At 69.9% G+C, this 18,404-nt stretch carries 20 protein-coding genes and 1 tRNA gene; 9 read left to right on the top strand and 12 right to left on the bottom strand.

Translation table 11 applies throughout. The features are described 5' to 3' along the window. Nucleotides 1-17 precede the first annotated feature (17 nt). Together ACMGDM_RS12615 and cobS are read left to right on the top strand one after the other, a co-directional pair. Complete coding sequence (locus ACMGDM_RS12615) at nt 18-557, top strand: histidine phosphatase family protein (protein WP_436804832.1); 540 nt, start codon at nt 18-20, stop codon at nt 555-557. Beyond that, complete coding sequence (cobS, locus tag ACMGDM_RS12610; RefSeq protein ID WP_436804831.1) at nt 557-1,279, top strand: adenosylcobinamide-GDP ribazoletransferase; 723 nt, start codon at nt 557-559, stop codon at nt 1,277-1,279. The genes ACMGDM_RS12615 and cobS overlap by 1 nt, the downstream gene beginning before the upstream one ends. A 30-nt stretch (nt 1,280-1,309) precedes the next feature. Here cobS and ACMGDM_RS12605 read toward each other — a convergent pair whose 3' ends face one another. From ACMGDM_RS12605 to ACMGDM_RS12595, 3 genes are read right to left on the bottom strand one after another with little or no spacing between them, the layout of a single operon-like run. Next, the gene (locus ACMGDM_RS12605; protein ID WP_436804466.1) at nt 1,310-2,773 is read right to left on the bottom strand and encodes a cobyric acid synthase; all 1,464 of its coding nucleotides are present in this window, start codon (nt 2,771-2,773) and stop codon (nt 1,310-1,312) included. Then, entirely contained in the window at nt 2,761-3,807 is a 1,047-nt protein-coding gene (locus tag ACMGDM_RS12600; RefSeq protein ID WP_436804830.1) for a cobalamin biosynthesis protein CobD/CbiB, read from the bottom strand. The genes ACMGDM_RS12605 and ACMGDM_RS12600 overlap by 13 nt, the downstream gene beginning before the upstream one ends. Further along, a complete protein-coding gene (locus tag ACMGDM_RS12595) occupies nt 3,761-4,783 on the bottom strand; it encodes an aminotransferase class I/II-fold pyridoxal phosphate-dependent enzyme (protein WP_436804465.1) in 1,023 nt (340 codons plus the stop codon). Before ACMGDM_RS12595 ends, ACMGDM_RS12600 begins: the two co-directional genes overlap by 47 nt. Before the next feature lie 52 nt (nt 4,784-4,835). Here ACMGDM_RS12595 and cobU point away from each other — a divergent pair, with 52 nt between their 5' ends. Next, nucleotides 4,836-5,351 (top strand): bifunctional adenosylcobinamide kinase/adenosylcobinamide-phosphate guanylyltransferase, encoded by a 516-nt coding sequence (gene cobU, locus ACMGDM_RS12590; RefSeq protein WP_436804464.1) that lies wholly within the window; start codon nt 4,836-4,838, stop codon nt 5,349-5,351. A gap of 87 nt (nt 5,352-5,438) precedes the next feature. Here the strand turns inward: cobU and ACMGDM_RS12585 are convergent, their stop codons facing one another. Further along, nucleotides 5,439-6,926, bottom strand: coding sequence for a replicative DNA helicase (locus tag ACMGDM_RS12585; RefSeq protein WP_436804463.1), 1,488 nt, complete (start codon nt 6,924-6,926; stop codon nt 5,439-5,441). Between the two features lie 106 nt (nt 6,927-7,032). On the opposite strand from ACMGDM_RS12585, the gene ACMGDM_RS12580 reads away from it, so the two are divergent. Genes ACMGDM_RS12580 through ACMGDM_RS12570 form a run of 3 tightly spaced genes read left to right on the top strand, consistent with a single transcriptional unit; the run spans nt 7,033 to nt 8,659 of the window. Next, on the top strand, nt 7,033-7,515 hold the full coding sequence (locus ACMGDM_RS12580; protein WP_436804462.1) for a UPF0262 family protein: 483 nt from the start codon (nt 7,033-7,035) through the stop codon (nt 7,513-7,515). Beyond that, nucleotides 7,512-8,201 (top strand): glycoside hydrolase family 25 protein, encoded by a 690-nt coding sequence (locus tag ACMGDM_RS12575; protein ID WP_436804461.1) that lies wholly within the window; start codon nt 7,512-7,514, stop codon nt 8,199-8,201. Before ACMGDM_RS12580 ends, ACMGDM_RS12575 begins: the two co-directional genes overlap by 4 nt. Next, on the top strand, nt 8,198-8,659 hold the full coding sequence (locus ACMGDM_RS12570; RefSeq protein ID WP_436804460.1) for a cytidine deaminase: 462 nt from the start codon (nt 8,198-8,200) through the stop codon (nt 8,657-8,659). Before ACMGDM_RS12575 ends, ACMGDM_RS12570 begins: the two co-directional genes overlap by 4 nt. Nucleotides 8,660-8,712: 53 nt before the next feature. On the opposite strand, the gene cyoD is transcribed toward ACMGDM_RS12570, so the two are convergent. From cyoD to ACMGDM_RS12535, 7 genes are all read right to left on the bottom strand, one after another. Continuing rightward, nucleotides 8,713-9,087 carry a cytochrome o ubiquinol oxidase subunit IV gene (cyoD, locus tag ACMGDM_RS12565; RefSeq protein ID WP_436804459.1) on the bottom strand — a complete coding sequence of 125 codons (375 nt, stop codon included), beginning with the start codon at nt 9,085-9,087 and terminating at the stop codon, nt 8,713-8,715. Beyond that, complete coding sequence (gene cyoC, locus ACMGDM_RS12560) at nt 9,084-9,719, bottom strand: cytochrome o ubiquinol oxidase subunit III (protein ID WP_436804458.1); 636 nt, start codon at nt 9,717-9,719, stop codon at nt 9,084-9,086. Before cyoC ends, cyoD begins: the two co-directional genes overlap by 4 nt. Further along, on the bottom strand, nt 9,716-11,614 hold the full coding sequence (locus ACMGDM_RS12555) for a cbb3-type cytochrome c oxidase subunit I (protein WP_436804829.1): 1,899 nt from the start codon (nt 11,612-11,614) through the stop codon (nt 9,716-9,718). Before ACMGDM_RS12555 ends, cyoC begins: the two co-directional genes overlap by 4 nt. Nucleotides 11,615-11,667: 53 nt before the next feature. Next, nucleotides 11,668-12,549, bottom strand: a complete 882-nt coding sequence (gene cyoA / locus ACMGDM_RS12550) for a ubiquinol oxidase subunit II (protein ID WP_436804457.1) — start codon at nt 12,547-12,549, stop codon at nt 11,668-11,670. Continuing rightward, nucleotides 12,546-12,749 carry a DUF5818 domain-containing protein gene (locus ACMGDM_RS12545; protein ID WP_436804456.1) on the bottom strand — a complete coding sequence of 68 codons (204 nt, stop codon included), beginning with the start codon at nt 12,747-12,749 and terminating at the stop codon, nt 12,546-12,548. Before ACMGDM_RS12545 ends, cyoA begins: the two co-directional genes overlap by 4 nt. A gap of 85 nt (nt 12,750-12,834) precedes the next feature. Next, a tRNA-Ile gene (locus ACMGDM_RS12540) sits at nt 12,835-12,907 on the bottom strand. A 57-nt stretch (nt 12,908-12,964) separates the two neighbouring features. After that, entirely contained in the window at nt 12,965-14,623 is a 1,659-nt protein-coding gene (locus ACMGDM_RS12535; protein ID WP_436804455.1) for a histidine kinase, read from the bottom strand. 207 nt (nt 14,624-14,830) lie between these two features. On the opposite strand from ACMGDM_RS12535, the gene ACMGDM_RS12530 reads away from it, so the two are divergent. Beyond that, nucleotides 14,831-15,292: an Lrp/AsnC family transcriptional regulator gene (locus ACMGDM_RS12530; protein WP_436804454.1), complete on the top strand. Its 462-nt coding sequence runs from the start codon at nt 14,831-14,833 to the stop codon at nt 15,290-15,292. Nucleotides 15,293-15,485: 193 nt separating this feature from the next. Here ACMGDM_RS12530 and ACMGDM_RS12525 read toward each other — a convergent pair whose 3' ends face one another. Next, entirely contained in the window at nt 15,486-16,760 is a 1,275-nt protein-coding gene (locus ACMGDM_RS12525; protein ID WP_436804453.1) for a hypothetical protein, read from the bottom strand. A gap of 160 nt (nt 16,761-16,920) precedes the next feature. Here ACMGDM_RS12525 and yaaA point away from each other — a divergent pair, with 160 nt between their 5' ends. Together yaaA and ACMGDM_RS12515 are read left to right on the top strand one after the other, a co-directional pair. Further along, a complete protein-coding gene (yaaA, locus tag ACMGDM_RS12520) occupies nt 16,921-17,667 on the top strand; it encodes a peroxide stress protein YaaA (RefSeq protein WP_436804452.1) in 747 nt (248 codons plus the stop codon). Then, nucleotides 17,664-18,323 (top strand): SDR family oxidoreductase, encoded by a 660-nt coding sequence (locus ACMGDM_RS12515; protein WP_436804451.1) that lies wholly within the window; start codon nt 17,664-17,666, stop codon nt 18,321-18,323. Before yaaA ends, ACMGDM_RS12515 begins: the two co-directional genes overlap by 4 nt. Nucleotides 18,324-18,404 lie beyond the last annotated feature (81 nt).

Genomic DNA, 18,404 nt, shown 5'->3' with positions numbered 1-18,404 from the left:
CGGCGACGCTCCACCTGATGCGTCACGGCGCCATCGCGGCGAACGGCCGGCTGATCGGCCATCACGACGAACCCGCCACGGCGGCGGGGATCGCGGCCTGCGTCGCCGCGGCCGCGCGATTGCGCTTTGCGCGCGTGGTCACGTCCGACCTCGCGCGCGCGGCGCGTTGCGGCACCGCGATCGCCGCAGCGGCCAGCGTCGACGCGTCGATCGACCCGCGCTGGCGGGAGCTCGACTTTGGCGAGTGGGATGGCGCGCGCACCGACGCGCTCAATCCCGCGGCGCTCGCCGCCTTCTGGGACGATCCCGAGCGCGCACCCCCGCCCGGAGGCGAGCGCTGGTCCGCGCTGGTGGCCCGGATAGGCGCCGCGCTTGACGCGGTCGCGGACGCCACGCTCGTGGTGACGCATGCGGGCGCGATCCGCGCTGCGCTGGCCGGCGCGTGCGGCTTCGACTCGCGACAAGTATGGGCGTTCGACCTGCCCTATGCCGCGACCGTGTCGCTGCGACGCTGGCCCGGCACCGGAGGAGTGACACAGATCACCGCCCTGCGTTGATTCGCGCGCTGCTCGTCGCGCTGGGATTCCTGACCCGGCTGCCGCTGCCGCGCGCCGCCGCGAACGAGCGCGACTGGGCCGCCTCGATCCGCTGCTACCCGGTCGCGGGGCTGGTGATCGGCGCGCTCGTCGCGGTCGTGGGTGTGGTGGCGGGGACGCGTGAGCCGTGGGTTGGTGCGCTGGCGGCGCTGGTGATGTGGGTAGCGGTGACCGGCGCGCTCCATCTCGATGGTCTGAGCGATCTTAGCGACGCGCTCGGCGCCGCTCACGGCGACCGCACCCGGCTGCTCCGCGTCCTCGCGGAGCCGCAGGTCGGCAGCTTCGGCGCGGTGGCGATCGTGCTGCAGCTGCTGAGCAAATTGGTCCTGCTGCACGCGCTGCCGGCAGGTGACTGGTGGTCGCTCCCGCTCGTGACCGCGGCGGCGCGCGCCGGGCCGCTCGCCTGGGCGCGATGGCTCCCTCCGCTCAAGCCGGGGCTCGGTGCCACACTCGCCGCGGCGGTGCGGCGGCGCGACGTGATCGGCTGGAGCGCGTTGATGCTGGCGGCGGGCGCGCTGCGGCCGGCGCTACTCGCCGCGCTGCCGCTGATCGCGCTCTACGGCTGGTGGCTGCGCCGCCGCCTCGGCGGTATCAACGGCGACGCTCATGGCGCCGGGATCGAGCTGGTGGAGACCGGTCTGCTGATCGCGCTGGTGCTCGCACCGCCCGCCGCGTCGTTCTAGTCGACGGGATCGGTTGGCGCCGGCCAAAGCTCAGGCAGGGCCCGCGCCGTGTGCCAAGGCCAGCAGCGCGTCGAGATCGACATATTGCTCCAGCTCCGCCGCGATCCCGTCCAATGCGGCGTCGACGTCGGCGCGATGGTCGCCGCCCTGCGCCGTCACGCCGAGCGGCGCGAGCCAGGCATGACGCTGCTCGGCCAGGCCGAACAGGCCGTGGACGTAGCTTCCCGCCACCAACCCGTCGGATGATGTTGCGCCTTCATGACGACCGTCGTCGAGCAGGGCCACCGGCCGCACCGTGTCGGGGCCGACCGTCTGACCGAGATGCATCTCATAGCCTTCGAGGCGCGCGCCGCGTGCGCTGCCACGGACCGCCATGAGCCGCTTGTCCCCGGTCAGCACGGTATCGATCGCGAGCAGCCCGAGCCCCTCAACCGTCTCCGCCCTCCCCTCCACACCCCCTGGATCCGCGACGCTCCGCCCCAACATCTGGTACCCGCCGCACAGCCCCAGCACCGGGCGTCCGCGCCGTACGTGGGCGCGAACGTCGACGTCCCAGCCCTCGCGCCGCAGCGCGCGCAGGTCGGCGATCGTCGCCTTCGAGCCGGCGAGGACGATCAGCGCCGCCTCGGCCGGGATCGGCGTCCCCGGCGGCACCATCACCAGCTCGACCTGCGGCTCGAGCCGCAGCGGATCGAGGTCGTCGAAGTTGGCGAGGTGCGGCGTGATCGGACAAGCGATGAGTATTCGCCCGCCCTTCCCCCCGTGCGGCCGCTGGAGCACGACCGAATCCTCGCTCGGCAGTCGCGCCGCCGCGGCGAGCCACGGTACGACGCCGTAGCCGCGCCATCCGGTACGCGCCGCGATCGCGCGATAGCCGTCGTCGAACAGCGCGGGATCGCCACGAAACTTGTTGACGAGGAAGCCCCGCACCATGGCGGCATCTTCAGGGTCGATCACTACCTTGGTTCCGACCAGCGATGCGATGACCCCGCCACGATCGATATCGCCGACCAGCACGACCGGCACCTGCGCCGCGCGCGCGAACCCCATGTTGGCGATGTCGCCTGCACGCAGGTTGATCTCGGCAGGGGAGCCGGCGCCTTCGACGATGACCAGATCGGCCGCGCGCGCGAGCCGATGGTAGCTCCCGAGCACCTCGTCGAGCAGTCCCTCGCGCCCCTTCCGCCACTCGCTCGCGCGCAGCACGCCGCGGACGCGGCCACGGACCACCAGCTGCGAGGTGCGGTCGCCCTGCGGCTTGAGCAGCACCGGGTTCATGTCCACGTTGGGCGCCACACGCGCCGCGAGCGCCTGGGTTGCCTGGGCGCGGCCGATCTCGCCGCCGTCCGCGGTCACCGCCGCGTTGGTCGACATGTTCTGCGGCTTGAACGGACGCACGGCCAGTCCGCGATTGGCGAAGGCGCGGCAGAGTCCGGCGACGAGCACCGACTTGCCCACGTCCGACCCTGTCCCCTGGAGCATCAGCGCAGCCATGCGACGCCCCCCGCGACGAGCCACAGCATCAGACAGGCTCGCCGGTAGATCGTGAGCGCGCGGGCGATGTCGTGCGCGTCGAGAGCAGCGCGACCGTCGCCGATCCACGGCTTGACCGCGACCGCACCGTCATAGGCGACCGGGCCGGCCAGCCGGACGCCGAGTGCGCCGGCCATCGCCGCTTCGGTCCACCCCGCATTGGGTGAGGCGTGGCGGCGCGAGTCGCGCCACATCACGCGCCACCCGCCCCCACCCGCGAGGCACAGCAGCAGCGCGCCCAAACGTGCGGGCAGCAGGTTGGCGCCGTCGTCGGTGCGCGCAGCGGCCCAGCCAAAGGCACGCCAGCGCGGCTCGCGATGGCCGATCAGGCTGTCCGCGGTGTTGATCGCCTTGTAACCCCACAGCCCCGCCGGGCCGAGCAGTATCAACCAGAACAACGGCGCCGCCACGGCATCGCAGAAGCTCTCCGCCAGGCTCTCCACCGCCGCGCGCGCGATCCCGGCACGGTCGAGCGCCACGGTGTCGCGACCGACGATCCGCGCGACCGCGTCGCGCGCGGCGGCGAGGTCGTCTCGCTCGAGCGCGGACGCGACCGGGCGGACGTGATCGTCGAGGCTGCGCTGCGCCAAGCCCGGCCAGGCGAGCAGCGCGACCGCCGGCCAGGCATTGTGCCCGAGCCATGCGCGCAGGCCCTGTTCGGCGAGCCACGCGGTTCCCGCGGCAAACGCCACGACACTGACGAGGGTGAGCGCGCCGAGCGCGCGGCGGCGACGATCGCTCGCGCTTCGGCCGGCGTTCGTGCTTTTGTCCTCACCTCGCCGGAGTTCCTCGCCAAGCCGCGGGCGCGGAGCGACCGCCGCATTCCACCGTGCCTCCGCCGCCCCGATCACGCGCGCGACCGCCCCGACCGGGTGACCGACGCGCGCGTACAGCCAGGCCGGCCAGCCGAGCGCGGCATCGAGCGCGAGCGCGGCCAAGGCGACAGGCTCAGCGATCGCCCAGCGCCGCGTCGAGCCGGTGCAGCGCCGCTGCATCACCGGGCAGACCGAAGCGGAGCCACTCGGGGACTTCGTTGAACGGTCGCACCAGAATGCCGGCGCGCGCGAGCCGCTCGAACAACAGCGGCGCGGAGCGATGCTCCACCAGCCGAAACAACGGGCAGTCACCCTGGGGCGTCAGCCCATGTGCGACCAGCACGGCGTCGAGCGCCGCCGCGGACGCGCGCAGCCGCTCACGGGTCGCGTCGATCCACTCGCCGTCGCGATAGGCCGCAATGCCGAGGCGCAGTGCGAGGGTCGAGACCGGCCAGCTGCCGAGCCGCGCCGCGATCGCCCCCACCAGCGCCGCAGCGCCGCACACGAAACCAAGCCGTACTCCCGCAAGCCCAAAGAACTTGCCGAAGGAGCGGAACACCAGCACCCGATCGTCGCGCGCGAGCAGCGGCAGCACGCTTGCGCCCGGCACAGAGTCGGCGAACGCCTCGTCGATGACCAGGACGCCGTGCTGCGCCGCGATCGTGCGCGCGAGCGTGAGCAGGCGCGCGGCCGGCCAGCAGCGGCCGTCCGGATTGTTGGGGTTGGCGAGCAGCAGCGTGCCCCCGCCCTGCGCCACTCGCTCCACCTCTGCAACCTCGATGAGCGCCGCGCCGGGCAGCGCGGCAGCATGGGTGCGGTAGCTCGGCGCGACGACGTGCCACGGTTTGGGCAGCGCGAGCTCTGCCAGCGTGCGCAGGCCGACCTCGCTCCCGGGCAGCGCGGCAATCGCCGTTTCGCAGGCGCCAAACGCCGCGACGGCGGCCTCAAGGAGCGCGCTGAGCTCGTCCGGTGAGGGGAGCGTGCGCAGCGCGGCGATCGAAATGACCTCCCCCTCCCATGCGAAAGGGTTGATCCCGGTCGAGAGATCGAGCCAAGGCCGGGGCGCGTCGGGATAGAGCCGGGCAGCGGCTTCGGCACGCCCACCGTGATAGGTCAGCACGGCGGCAGGCTCGGGATGGTGGCTCGCGGAGGTCATCGGCGGTGGGTCTTTCGCCAGCCGGCGCGACGAATACAAGGCGGGAATGACGATGACGGATGCGCGCGTAACCCTGGTGCTGGGCGGAGCACGCTCGGGCAAGAGCCGCCACGCCCAGGCGCTGGCCGAGGCGACCGGCGGGCGGCTCGTCTTTGTCGCCACGGCGCAGGCCTTCGATGACGAGATGCGCGAACGCATCGCGCGACACCGCGACGATCGCGACGCGCGCTGGCGCACCGTCGAGGCTCCGCTCGCCCTGGCCGAGACCATCGCGTTGGAGGGCGCCGTCGGGGCGGTGCTGCTGGTCGATTGCCTGACCTTATGGGCCTCGAACCTGCTGCTGAGCGAGGCAGAGACGGGCGCCGCGCTCGACGCGTTCGATGCGGCGCTCCGTGACACGCCGGCGCATGTGGTGCTGGTGGCGAACGAAGTGGGTCTCGGGATCGTACCGGACAACGCGCTGGCGCGCCGGTTCCGCGATCTGGCGGGGACGATCAACCAGCGGGTGGCGGCGTACGCGGACCGCGTGCTGTTCGTCGCCGCAGGACTGCCGCTGGTGCTGAAGTAAGCCAATCCCCGCCGTCGGAACCGGGGAGCTTCAGTACGGCCGGCCAGCACAAGGCGACGACTCGCCGAGCATGGCCGCCAATTCCGCCTAATAACCCGCATAGTCCGAGAAGCGCGTGATCGTCGGGTCGAACTTCAGCACCACCTTGCCGGTGGCGCCGTGGCGCTGCTTGGCCACGATCAGCTCGGCGAGGCCGTACACCCGCTCCATGTCCGCGGCCCAACGCGCGTGATCCTCGAAGACGTTCGCTGAGTCGCCCTCCATCGGCCGCTTGGGCTCGCGCTGCGCGGTGTAATAATCCTCGCGATAGACAAACCACACCATGTCCGCGTCCTGCTCGATCGAGCCGGATTCACGCAGGTCCGACAGCATCGGGCGCTTGTCCTCGCGCTGTTCCACCGCACGACTGAGCTGCGAGAGCGCCAGCACCGGCACGTTCATGTCCTTCGCCAGCGTCTTCAGCCCGCGGCTGATCTCGGAGATCTCCTGCACGCGGTTGCCGTCGCCCTTGCCTGAGCCCGAGAGCAGCTGGAGATAGTCCACCACCACCAGCCCGATCTCGTTGTTGTGGCGGCGCTGGAGCCGGCGCACGCGAGTATGCAGCGCGCCGATCGAGAGGCCGCCGGTGTCGTCGATGAAGAAGGGCAGATTCTCCAGCTCGGCCGCCGCGGCGGCGAGCTGCTCGAACTCGGTCTTGCTGATCTTGCCCATGCGCAGCGCCTCGGAGCTGATCCGCGACTGTTCGGCGAGGATACGCGTGGCGAGCTGGTCCGCGCTCATCTCGAGGCTGAAGAAGGCCACCTTGGCGCCGACCGACTTGGACGGCGGGATGCCGTCGCGCATGTCGCGCATCCAGCGCTGCGCCGCGTTGAATGCGATGTTGGTGGCGAGCGAGGTCTTGCCCATGCCGGGCCGGCCGGCGAGGATCATGAGGTCGGAATGGTGCATGCCGCCGATCTTGGCGTTGACCGAATCGAGCCCGGTGGTGACGCCCGAGAGGTTGCCGCCCCAGTTGAGCGCGCGCTCCGCCATCTTCACCGCCGCGGTGCTCGCCTGGGCGAAGCTCTTCACCGCATTCTCGGTGCCGCCGTCGGCGGCGACGCGGAACAGCTCCTCCTCGGCGGCCTCGATCTGGGCGCGCGGGTTGACCTCCTCGCTGGTGTCCATCGCGCGATCCACCATCGTATGGCCGACCGAGACGAGCGCGCGCAGCAGCGCGAGGTCGTAGATCTGCTGCGCGAACTGGCGCGCGCCGATCAGGCCGGCGCCGGATCCGGTCAGCCCGGCGAGATAGCCGACCCCGCCCAGCTCCTTCATCCCCTCGTCCGCCTCGAACATCGGGCGCAAGGTCACCGGGGTGGCGAGCATGTCGGTGGCGCGCAGCGACTTGATCGCGGCGAAGACGCGGCCGTGGACGGGCTCGTAGAAATGCTGCGGCTCGAGCCGGTCGACGATGTCGTCGGCGAGCCGGTTGTCGATCATCATCGCGCCCAGCATCGCCGCCTCGGCCTCGACGTTGCGCGGCAGGTGGACGGGCTCGGGCGAAGCCGGCGGAGCAAATGCGAGAGTGGCCATGCGCGCGGCTATAGCCGGCTGATCCGACGAGCGGAACGCCGGACGCGGTGGAACCTGTGGATGACTCGATTGTGACAGACGCGCATCGCCTCTAACGAGCGGCGGCATGGCCGATCCGCGGATCATCGACATCGAGCTGGACGAGCACACTATCCTGTGGCGCTCGGCCGACATTGAGCAGGAGCGTCGGATCGCCATCTTCGACCTGATCGAGGCCAATCACTTTGCGCCGCAGCGCGAACAGGTCGACGGCTATGCGGGACCCTACAAGGTTCGTTTTTCGGTCCAGGACGGTCGACTCGCGCTGGCGATCCGCCGCGCCGACGACACGCCGCTCGAAACGCTGGTGCTCGGGCTCGCGCGGTTCCGGCGCCCGATCCGCGATTATTTCGGCATCTGCGACAGTTACTATCAGGCAATCCGCCAGTCGACACCGGAGCAGATCGAGACCGTGGACATGGCACGCCGCGCCATCCATAATGAAGCCGCAGATCTGCTGCGGCAACGTCTCGACGACAAGGTGACGATCGACTTCGACACCGCGCGGCGCCTCTTCACGCTCATCTGCGTGTTGCACATCAAGGCTTGAGTATCATCATGTGGGGTTTGGGACGGATCTTCCTGATTCTGGGCGCGATCTCGCTCGCGGCGGTGGCCGCTTGGCAGGTTGCGCTGCGCTGGCGTCCGGGGGTGGAGCGCTATCCCGTGCAGGGCGTCGACGTATCGGAGGCGACCGGCGCGGTGGAGTGGCCGGTGGTGAAGGGTGCGGGTGCCGATTTCGGCTATGCCGTGGCGACGATCGGCGCCACCGCACGCGACCACGCGTTCCAGACGAACTGGGACGAGATGGCGCGGGCGGGGATGCGGCGCGGCGCGATCCACGTCTTCTCTTTCTGTCAGTCACCGCGTGCGCAGGCGGACTCGTTCAACACGGTGGTGCCTCGCGACGCCGGGGCGCTGCCGGTGGCGGTGTCGTTCCGCTATGACGAGGCTTGCGCCGACCGACCCGAGCGTGGCCGGCTGGTCGCCGGCGTGGCGGACATGATCGCGCGGATCGAGACGCATACGGGCAAGCCGGTGCTGCTCAAGGTGGCGCGCGACGTCGAGCGCGACTATCGGCTGACCGAGGCGTTCGACCGGCCGCTGTGGGCGGTCGGCAATTTCCTGCGCCCCGGCTACGGCGCACGCGTGTGGCGGGTATGGCGCGCGAGCGACCTGCGCCGCATCGACGGGGTCGACGGGCCGGTCAACTGGGACGTGGTGGAGCTGGGATGAGCGTGCGGGATCAGGAACAGGCGGCAACGTTGATCGCGGCGGCGCGCAAAGCGGCGACGAACGCGCACGCACCCTATTCGCGCTTCGCGGTGGGGGCAGCGGTGCTGCTCGACGACGGCAGCGTCGTGACCGGCGCCAATGTCGAGAATGCCAGCTACGGGCTGTCGCTCTGCGCCGAGACAGTGGCGATCGCGACCGTCTCCGCCTCCGGCCGGCTGCGACAGGTTGTGGCGGTCGGAGTGATCGGCGGCGCCATGGATTCCACCGGCCGCGCCACCGGGAATGCGCCGGTGCGTCCGTGCGGGCGGTGCCGCCAAGTGCTCAACGAGGCGGCGCAGCTGAGCGGCCGCGACCTCGCGGTGCATTGTGCGGGCGCCGAGGGGGAGACGGTCGCGAGCTATCGTCTGTCCGAGCTGCTCCCCGACGCGTTCGGACCGAGCGATCTGGGGGTAAGCTGAAGCGGCGGCGGCGACCTATGCCGCTTCCACTGCCGTCATCCTGGAACAGAAGCTCACGGCTTCGTCATCGCTGCCATCGGCATCATGTTATGATCCAGATGCGCCATGATCCATAACGTGCCGCCGACCGTGAGCAGCACGATCAGCACGCCGAACGCGAGCGCCAGCGCGTTGTTGGTGTTCTCCGGCCCGCTGGTGATGTGGAGAAAGAACACGAGGTGGACGCCCATCTGCGCCACCGCCAGTACCGCCAGCAGGATCGGGATCGCGGGCGCCCAGACCGCGCCGGAGCCGACCAGCGCGAACGACGCCGCGGTGAGCAGCAGCGCGAGCCCCAGTCCCGCGACATAGGTCGACACGCGCGCCGCGCCTTCCTGGTGCCCGCCCGGCGCGTGATCGAGCCGGCGGTCGCCCTGCTCCTCGCTCATCCGATCACTCCGTACAGATAGACGAAGGTGAACAGCGCCACCCAGATGATGTCGAGCGCGTGCCAGTAGAGCCCGAAGCACAGCAACCGCCGCTGTACCGCGTCGGTGAACCCCAGCGTCGCCACCTGCCCCATCATCACGGCCAGCCACACCAGTCCGGCCGCGACATGCAAGCCATGCGCGCCCACCAGGGTAAACAGCGCGGAGAGGAACGCGCTCCGTGTCGGCGCCGTGCCCTCCGCGATCAGCTTGGTCAGCTCATAAAGCTCGAGCGCGAGGAAGCTGAGCCCTAGCACCGCGGTCGCAGCGGCCCAGCCATAGGTCGCCGCGGCCCGCTGCCGCACCGCCAAGATCGACAGCAGGCCGCAGGTGAAGCTGGAGAACAGCAGGCACAGCGTCTCGACAAACACCAGCCGCAGCTCGAACAGCTCGCCCCCGGCCGGACCGCCGGCGGTGTTGGGCGCGAGCACGGCGTAGGACGCGAACAGCCCCGAAAACAGGATGATATCGCTCAGCAGGAAGATCCAGAAGCCGAAAGCTACGGTCACCTGCTTGGGCGCGGGACCGCCTTCGCCATGGCCGGGCGGATCACCCTCTCCCTCGTGCCGCGGGTCGGTGACCTCCCCGCTCACGTCGCGGGCTCCCACGCGCGCAGCTCGTCCACGCCGATGGTCTGCTCGCCGGGCTGGTGCCAGGCAATCCACAGGGTCGTCACAAACCCCGCCAAGGCACCGAGCCCGACCAGCCACCAGATGTGCCACACCAGCGCGAAACCAGTGACGTAGGTGAAGAAGGCGCCGACGAAGCCGTAGGCGCTGTTGCGCGGCATCTCGATCGGCTCGAGCGGGTCGCGCCGCTGCTCGGCATCACCGCGCTTGATCAGCGTCAGCGCGTCACGCCCCGTGACCTGCGGCAGCCGCGCGAAGTTCCACGGCGGCGGGGGCGACCGGGTCGCCCACTCGAGCGTGCGACCGTCCCACGGATCGTCGCTCCCTTCGGCCAGCGCGTGTCGCTCGCGAAGGGAGACATAGAGCTGCATTACCAGGCTGGCGATGCCGCCGAGGATCAGCAGCGCGCCGAGCCAGGCGGCGATCAGCCAAGGCTGCCACGCCGGATTGTCGTAATGCTGGAGCCGGCGCGTCATGCCCATCAGCCCGAGCGCGTAGAGCGGCATGAAGGCGAGGTAGAATCCGCTGACCCACAGCACCACCGCGGCTCGGCCCCAGCCGGGATGAAGGCGGAAGCCGAACGCTTTGGGAAACCAATAGGTGTAGCCGGCGAAGGCGGCGAACAGCACACCGCCAATGATCACATTGTGGAAATGCGCCACCAGGAAGACCGAATTGTGCAGCACGAAGTCGGCCGGCGGCACCGCCAGCAGCACGCCGGTCATCCCGCCGACCACGAAGGTGGGGATGAACGCCACCGCCCACAGCATCGGCACCTCGAAGCGCAGCCGCCCGCCATACATCGTGAACAGCCAGTTGAAGACCTTCACTCCGGTAGGCACCGCAATGATCATCGTCATGACGCCAAAGACGCCGTTGACGTCCGCCCCGGCCCCCATGGTGAAGAAGTGATGCAGCCACACCATGAAGGAGAGCACGCAGATCGCCAGCGTGGCGAGCACCATCGAGCGATAACCGAACAGGGGCTTGCCGCTGAACGTCGCGATCACCTCACTGAACACGCCGAAGGCGGGCAGCACGAGTATATAGACCTCGGGATGCCCCCAGGCCCAGATCAGATTGACGAACAGCATCTGGTTGCCGCCCGCTTCGTTGGTGAAGAAGTGAAAGCCCAGGTAGCGATCGAGCGTCAGCATCAGCAGCGTCGCGGTCAGGATCGGGAAGGCTGCCACGATCAGCAAGTTGCTCGCCAGCGCGGTCCAGCAGAAGATCGGCATCCGCGTGTAGCGCATGCCGGGCGCGCGCAGCTTGAGGATGGTGGTGACCAGGTTGATCCCGCCGAGCAGCGTCCCCGCCCCCGAGATCTGCAGCGCCCACAGATAATAATCGACGCCCACCCCGGGGGAGAAAGCGCGCTCGCTGAGCGGCGGGTAGACCAGCCAGCCCGTTCGGGCGAACTCGCCGACGACGAGGCTGGTGTTGATCAGCAGCACGCCCGTCGCGGTGAGCCAGAAGCTGACCGAGTTGAGCGTCGGGAAGGCGACGTCGCGCACGCCGAGCTGGAGCGGCACCGCGAAGTTCATCAGCCCGATCATGAACGGCATCGCCACGAAGAAGATCATGATCGTGCCATGCGCGCTGAAAATCTGGTCATAATGATCCGGCGGCAGGAAGCCCTTATCGCCACCCACGGCGATCGCCTGATGCGTTCGCATCATCAGCGCGTCGGCAAAGCCGCGGATCAGCATGACGAGCGCGAGCAGGCAATACATCACGCCGATGCGCTTGTGGTCGACCGAGGTGATCCACTCGCGCCAGAGATAGGGCAGCCAGCCCTTGACCAGGATCGTCGCGCCCGTGCCGAGCAGCACCACGAACAAGATGCCCGCCGTGACCATCACGATCGGCTCGTGGAGCGGAATCGAATCCCAGCTCAGTCGCCCGAGCAGCGTCACTTGCCTGCCTCCGCGTCGGCTTCGCCCTGGTTGCTGGCGTCGCGCGGCCGCTCCGCGGCGGGGGCGCGCTGCGCCACGATCGCCTCGAACAGGCGCGCCGGCGCGGTGCCGAACACCAGTGGCGCCGGCACGGTGCCACGCCGCGCGAGCTGGCGGTACCGGGCCGCGTCGAGCGGCGGTGCGGCGCGTGCCTGCTCCGCCCAGGCGGCGAACTGCGCCGGCGGCAGCGCGTCGACGGTGAAGGTCATATCGGAGAAGCCCTTGCCGCTATAATGCGCGGCGATGCCGGGATAGCGACCGGGGTGATCGGCGGCGAGGCGGAGCTGCGCCTCCATCCCCGCCATCGCATAGATCTGGCTGCCGAGCTGCGGCACGAAGAAACTGTTCATCACGGTCGCCGAGGTCAGCCGGAAGTGGAGCGGCGCGCCGGCGGGGACGACCAGCCGGTTGACCGTCGCGATCCCTTGCGCTGGGTAGAGGAACAGCCACTTCCAGTCGAGCGCGACCACCTGCACCTCGATCGGCGCGGCGCGCGCCGGGATCGGCCGCCGCGGGTCGAGCAGATGCGCGCCGACCCAGCCCGTGCCGCCCACGAACAGCACGATCATCGCCGGCACCGACCAGATCAGCAGCTCGAGCTTGCCCGAATAATCCCAGTCGGGCCGATAACGCGCGCGGCGGTTGCCGGCGCGGAACCACCAGGCGAACAGCGCCGTGGCGACGATTACCGGCACGACGATCAGCAGCATCGCCGCGAGCGAGTCGAACAGAATCTGCTTCTCCGCGCGGGCGACCGGACCGCGCGGATCCAGCACTCCCGCGTTGCAGCCCGCCAGCGCGACGGGCGCCACCGCCAGGCAGCGCCGCGCGGGGCTCACGCCGCCGCGACTCCGTCGACGCTCACGCGCGTCTCATCTACCAGCACGCCGCGCACCCGCACGCGCTTGGCGACATGCTCCACCGGCACGCGTTGCAGCTCGAGGATGAAGGTACCGCCACGATCGCGCTGGAGCACGAACGCGCCGCCCTCACGCATCAAGGTTCCGGTCTCGTCGATCGGGCTGCCGGGGATCGCCATGGCGCCGCCATGCGCGCAACCTCAGGGTGACGCAAGCGAGCTGCACCCGCGGCGACGTAATGATGTCGGATCCGACGCGGCGCGGTGGGCCCGGCAGGACTCGAACCCGCAACCTAGCCGTTATGAGCGGCCAGCTCTAACCGTTGAGCTACAGGCCCGCCGAACCGCGTCGTTGCCCATCCGTAGCGGCAGCGCGGGGCGGCTGGCAACCCGCCTTAGCTTCCACCATGGGCATGATCACGCGGCGCGGCCCCGTCTCCCGGCGCGGTGGCGGGGGCTGCGGACGGCAACACGAGACGCAACCGATCGGCCAGAAAGTCGAGCCGCCCGCCGAGCTCCGCGGCGAGATGGCGCGCGAGGCGCAAGGCGAACCCGGTGCCGAGCAGCGGTGCCCCCTCCTCGTCCGTCGCCGCCTCGTCGTCGAGCGCGAGCAGCGCCGCCTCGTCGCGCCCGATCAACGCGGCAGGGCGCGTCATCGTGAGCGCCACCGCCTCTGCCGCGGGCTCCAGCGCGAGCACCAGCGTCTCGCCCGTCACGGTCGCGGCGAGGAGCGTGGCCAGCAGGCGTTGCACCAGCCGTTCCGCCGCATGCGCGTCCGCCGCCCAGCGCGCCGCATCGGGCACCGGCAGCGCGAGCGTACCGCCGCGCATTACGGCGAGCGGCGACAGTTCCTGCGTCACCCGCGCCAGCAACGGCGCGATCGCGACGACGTCGGCGCGGAGATCCAGCGTATTGCCCTCCAGCCGCGCGGCGAGGTCTAGATCATCGATCGCCCCGATCAGCCCGGCGACGTGGCGCCGGATCGCGGCGGCGCGATCGCGATAGCTGACGGGCACGGGGCCGAGCAGCTCGCGCTCGATCAATTCGGAAAAGCCCGCGATCGCGTTGGTCGGCGTCCGCAGCTCGTGGACCAGCCGGCGCAGCCCCTCGGCTTCCGCCGCCGCGCGGCCGGCGCCGTTCCCACGCACCGCGCTCTCCTCCGCGCGCGGTCGGCGCGCACGGCCACGAAAGCCCACGAAGCCACCGGTCGCGAGATCGAACATCGGCACGCCCGATATCCGCCAGTCGCCGCTCACCGCCGACTCGCCCGGCACGCATAACCGCGCGTCGACGAAGCTGGCGCGTTTGCGGAAGGCGCCTGCGGCGACACCGTCAACATGGTGGTGCGATGTCGCGAGCCCGGCATCATGGCGCAGCGACAGGCCGATCAGCGCGCCGCGGGAGCCGGTGTCGACCCAGCGGATGATCCCGCCTGTATCGGTCTCGAACCGAAACGCGTGGACGACAGCGGCGGCCGTGCCGCTCGCGGAATGATAGGCACCGCGTCGGCGCTGATAGGCCTCGATCCGGTTGACCAGATCCGCGACCTCGAACCGCTCGCCGCCGCTGGCGGCAGCGGTCGGGATCGGCTCGGAGGACGGCGGTTCCGCGGCCTCGGCGCGCGCGGGTCCCGGCAGTGCGAGATCGGTCGAGCCGAAGGCGGCGAGCGCCCGCGACACTGACGGCGCAAGATCGCGGCGCTGCCGCAGCACGCCGCGCCCGTGCGGCCCCAGCTTAGGCAGCAGCGTGTCCCAGTCTTCCGGCGCCAGCCGTACCGCGCGCAGCGTCGTGGCGGCGACCTCGGGCACGTCCTCGGCGAAAAAGGCGATCAGAGCCGCCGGCGGGTCGGCGAGCGCAAGCCCGCGCGCCGCGGCAATGCGGACCTCGGCCGGCACACGGGCACGCAGATCCCGCAGCCGAGTGATCAGCGCTGCGTCGGCGGGCGCGCGACCGCGCCCGATCAGATCGACCAACTGGCGAAAAGCCGCGCGCGCGCCGAACGCCGTGGAAACGTCGGCAGCGAGAACGGTCTTCAGACTGTCGTCGAACCGCACCGGAATCTGTTCCTCGCTTTTTGCCAAAACCGCGCCCGTGGCGGTCGCGACCTCCTTAGAGCCGCCTCGAAACGGCTGCTAACGCTCATTGTGGCGCAAAAAGCAGGCATGTCGCAGCTTGGCACAATTGCGCTGCCACGCAATTTTCCTGTAGCGGGAGGTTCCGAAGCTATCGCGAAACTGCGCGATTAGCAGCTATGAGGCGTCATGACCCTGGACCGTATCGACCGGCAAATCCTCGCACTATTGCAGGAGGACGGGCGCATGACCAACGTGGAACTGGCCGAACGCGTCGGGCTGACCGCGCCGCCATGCCTGCGGCGTGTCCGGGCGCTCGAACAGGCGGGGGTGATCCGCGGCTATCATGCCGAGTGCGATCCCGCGCAACTCGGCTTCCCGATCACCGTCTTCGCGATGGTGAGCCTGCGCAGTCAGGCAGAGCAGGACCTCGCCGGCTTCGAGCGCCATGTCGCTGCCATTCCCGAGGTACGCGAGTGCCACATGCTGAACGGCGAGATCGACTTCATCCTCAAGATCGTCGCTGCCGATCTGGAGAGTTTTCAGCGCCTGCTCACCACCAAACTCACCTCGGCGCCCAATGTCGCCAGCGTGAAGTCGTCGCTGACGATCCGCAGCTCGAAGTCCCAGGTGGGCGTACCAATCGCCTGACATAGGCCCCGGCACGGCGCGCTTTACCGAGCCATCCGCGCCCAAACGGTCGTGGCTCGCAGCGATCAAAGATAAGATCGCGCCCTACGCCCCGGCGGGCTTGCGATCGACCCTGGCCTTCGGCGCTCGACTGATCCCCGCCGAACACCGGAAGGGACGGGCCGCGCCCCCCGGAGAGGGCGCGGCGACTCGATCAGCCCTGCGGCGGGTGATCGAGGAAGTCGGTCCACCAGGCCGCGATGTCCGAGCGCGGGCTGCCCTGCACCGCCTGGAACGCCGCCTTGGCGCCCGCGCTGTCACCCGAGTTGGCCAGCGCGATTCCGAGGCGCGTGTTGACGGTGTTGGCGTCCACCCCGCCCTTCTGCAGCGCGGTACGATACAGTGCGACCGACTTGGCGTATTCGCCCGTGCCGAGATAGGCGTCGGCGGTGCTGGCGGCGAGCTTGCCGTCCGCCGCCTTCTGCGCACGCGCCTCGACCGCGCTCATCGACCCCTCGTTTGAGATCGACTTGTTGGCCGCCGCCAGCAGACTGGTGGCATTGGCGCTGTCGGCCGGGATCTTGCCCGACGCCTTGCCCTCGGTCAGCACCGCCTTGGACTCCCACGGCAGGCCCTGGTCGAACGTCCACTGCGCGTAGATCTCATAATCATACTGGTCCGCCAGCGCCTTGCCGGCGCGCAGCAGGCGGTACAGATCGACCTTCTGGTTCTTGTCGAGCGTCGCCACCGACTGCGGCTGGATTCCCCAGAACACGACCATGTCGCGCCAGTTCTTGCGCGTCGGATAGGCCGCGAGATAGCGGCGGATCCACGCCACCGTCTCGGTGCCCATCTTCTTCTGGTTGGTCTTCGCGATGGCGTAGCGATAGATGTCCTCGCTCGGCTTGGTGCCGGCGGCGACCTGCTGGTCGACCATCTTGGCCAGCGCCGCGGAGCCGCCCGCGACATCGCCCGAGTCCATCTTCAGCTTGACCAGCTGGAGCGGCAGGTTCGGGTCATTGTAGCCGAGCTGCTGCGCTTGCTCGAAGTAGCGCGTCGCCCCCGCCGCATCCTTCGCGTTGCCGGCGATGACGCCGCGCTGATAGGCGTAGCGCGCCTTGTCGGCCTGCGGGGTGCGCGGGCTGGCGATCAGCGCGTCGAGCGGCACGGTCAGGCCGGCCGAGCCGCCGCCGCTGTCCATCCTGATCGCCTCGAGGTTGAGACGCAGCGCTGCGGCGATATACTTTTCGTCGTCGGTCTTCGCGGCGGCCTCGACCTGCGCCACCAGCGGCGTCGCGGTGTTGACGTCCTTGGCAGCGAGCGCGGTCTGCGCCTGCGCCGCCGGGCCGCGAACCTCGTTGCTGAGCTTCAGCTGCGAGCCCTGATCCTTCTTCTCATCTTTCTTCTGCGCGAGCGCGGGCTGCGCCAGCGCGACGGTGGCACCGCCGGCGAGCAGCGCAGCCATGACGGCGTTCGAAAGCATCTTCATCGACATGTCTCTCCAGAATCTGCGCCAGAAAATCTCGGGCGAAACGCTTGCTCGCCGCTCTAGTGCCGGTCACGCGGCGGTTCAAGGAAGCGCAGGTGACATTGCGTGTCGCCGCTGAACCGCGATTGAACGTGCCACGGGCGCGGCGTAGGGCGGCGGCATGATCGCCGTGCTGTCGCCAGCCAAGACGCTGGACCTCGAAACCCCGCCGCCCTTCCCCGCCACCCCCGCCCGCTTCGCGGAGGAAGCCGCGACGCTGGCGCATGCCGCGGCGCACCTCACGCAGAAGAAGCTTGGCGAGCTGATGAAGATCTCGCCGGCGCTGGCGAAGCTCAATGCGGATCGCTTCCGCGACTTCGATGCGGCCGACGAGCGCCCCGCGCTCTACACCTTCGCCGGCGACGTCTACGCCGGGTTCGAGGCGAAGACCCTCGACGAAACGGCGGTGCGGTTCGCGCAGGACCATGTCCGTCTGCTGTCGGGGCTGTACGGCATCCTGCGCCCGCTCGACGGCATCCGCCCCTATCGGCTCGAGATGGGCACGCGTTGGGCACCGCGGAAGAAGAAGCTGACCGATTGGTGGGACGATCGCGTCGCGGTGGCGCTCGCCGAGGATCTCGCGGCGGAAGGCTCGGGCGTGGTGCTCAACCTCGCCAGCCAGGAATATTGGGAGGTGGTCGCGGACCGGCTGCCCGCGGGCGTGCGCGTGATCGCGGTCGATTTCCGCGAGGCCGACGGTCGCTTCGTCAGCTTTCACGCGAAGAAGGCGCGCGGGATGATGGCGCGCTATCTCGTCGAGCATCACGTCGCCGAGCTGGACGGCATGAAGGCCTTCGACACCGCCGGCTATCGCTTCGCGCCCGACCAGAGCGAGGATGCGCGCTGGACCTTCGAGCGCGCGGCATGACCCGCGCGGTGGTGATCGGAGCTGGCGGCGGCATCGGCGCCGCGCTCGCTGAGGCGCTGGAGGAGGAAGGCGGTGAGGTGCTGCGGCTCACTCGCGGCGACCTCGACGTGACCGACGAGGCGACCATCGCCGCCGCCGCGGCGCGTGCCGGCACGCCCGAGCTGGTGGTGGTCGCGACGGGTCTGCTGCATGATGCCGAACACGGTCCGGAGAAAGCGCTGCGCGACCTCGACCCGGTCTGGCTGGCGCGGCAATATGCGGTCAATGCGATCGGGCCCGCGCTGGTGGCCAAACACTTCCTGCCGATCATGCCGCGCGCCGGGCGGTCGGTGTTCGCGGCGCTGTCGGCGCGCGTCGGCAGCACTTCGGACAACCGGCTCGGCGGCTGGTACGGCTATCGCGCGAGCAAGGCGGCGCTCAACCAGCTGATCCGCACCCTCGCGATCGAGGACAAGCGCCGCAACGATCGCGGGCTGGTGGTGGCGCTCCACCCGGGCACCGTCGACACGAGATTGTCCAAGCCGTTCCAGCAGCGCGGGCGCGACCTGTTCCAGCCGGGCCGCGCCGCGGTGCAGCTGCTGGACGTGCTCGATGGGCTGCGGCCGACCGACAGCGGCAAGATCTTCGCCTGGGACGGAGTGGAGATCGCACCTTAGTGTGCCTTACTCCCCTGAAGGGGAGGGGCTTACACGCCCCCCGCATCGGGTAACGCCCCTCCCGCGCACGCGCGCGTACGC

Origin of the sequence: Sphingomonas larreae (assembly GCF_051400595.1) — a bacterium.
GTDB lineage: Bacteria > Pseudomonadota > Alphaproteobacteria > Sphingomonadales > Sphingomonadaceae > Sphingomonas.
The sequence above is the reverse complement of the archived record's forward strand: the minus strand, read 5'-3'. Positions and strand labels throughout refer to the sequence as shown.